The organism is Acetobacter conturbans, assembly GCF_011516755.1.
Taxonomy (GTDB): Bacteria; Pseudomonadota; Alphaproteobacteria; order Acetobacterales; family Acetobacteraceae; genus Acetobacter; species Acetobacter conturbans.
Genome location: NZ_WOSY01000068.1, coordinates 1 through 1,198 on the forward strand (window position 1 = coordinate 1; position 1,198 = coordinate 1,198).

Annotated in this window: 1 protein-coding gene; it reads right to left on the reverse strand. The window is 53.1% G+C overall.

Going from position 1 to position 1,198, the window contains the following annotated elements; genetic code table 11:
• Window positions 1-40: 40 nt before the first annotated feature.
• Window positions 41-1,128, reverse strand: a protein-coding gene (locus GOB81_RS17345) for an IS3 family transposase (RefSeq protein WP_173571461.1) whose coding sequence is annotated in 2 segments (ribosomal slippage) — window positions 41-867 and window positions 867-1,128 — 1,089 coding nt in all. Because the reading frame shifts where the segments join, the coding sequence is not laid out codon by codon here.
• Between the last annotated feature and the right edge of the window lie 70 nt (window positions 1,129-1,198).

The following is a 1,198-nucleotide window of genomic DNA, read 5'->3' on the forward strand; positions in this document are numbered from 1 at the left end:
CGGTAATCCCCCCATTTTTAGTGGGGCATTGAATGAGAATTCAGGCAGCTGTTTTTAGTTTCTGGGCGGGGGTTAGCCCGCTGTTCCCCATGTTGGGTCTGTCATGGTTATATGTCCAGAGCCATTGTGTTGCGACCTCCTGCACGTCCTGAATGCTTTCAAACAAATACTGCTCCAGCCATTCCTGCCGTACAGTTCTGTTGTAGCGTTCAATATAGGCATTCTGCTGCGGATTACCCGGTTGCGTATAGATCAGGGTAATCCCCTGTTTTTCGGCCCATGAAACCAACGTATGACTGACATATTCAGGGCCATTATCCATTCGGATAGCTTCTGGCCTGCCACGCCACTCCATAACCTGTTCCAGACAGCGGACAACCCGACAGGCTGGCAGGGAAAAATCAACCTCGATCGCCAGTCCTTCACGATTGAAGTCATCCAGAATGTTCAGGAGCCGAAAAGCACGTCCATCCATCAGCCTGTCCGCCATAAAATCCATGGACCAGACCCTGTTGGGAAGGGCCGGAACCGACAGCTTTTCAGGCTTTTCGCGAACCAGACGCCTGCGGGGTTTAATCCGCAGGTTGAGTTCCAGTTCCCGATAGATCCGATAAACCCGCTTATGATTCCAGAGCTGTCCCTGCACATTGCGCAGATACAGGAAACACAGACCAAATCCCCATCTCCTGTGAGCCTGGGTCAGTCCCACCAGAAGAGCGGCAATCCTGTCGTTCTCCGCTTCCAGTCGCGGACGATAGCGAAAGCAGGTCTCGGATATCCCAAAAATCCGACAGGCCAGCGCAATGCTGACCCCATGATGCGCCACAGCTTGTGCGGCCAGTTCCCGGCGCTGGGCTGGCCGCTTCATTTTTTTCCAAGGGCTTCCTTCAGGATATCCGTCTGCATGCTCAAATCCGCATACATGCGCTTCAGCCGACGGTTCTCCTCTTCCAAAGCCTTCATCTGACTGATCATCGAAGCATCCATGCCGCCATATTTCGCGCGCCACCGGTAAAACGTGGCGTTGCTAATCCCATGCTCCCGGCACAGGTCAGGAACCGGGACACCGCCCTCAGCCTGGCGGATCACACCCATGATCTGGGCGTCAGTAAAGCGATCACTCTTCATCAGAATCTCCTCAATTCTTACGCTGAGAAAATTCTCATTCAAAAGTCACTCTTTTTATGGGGGGATTACC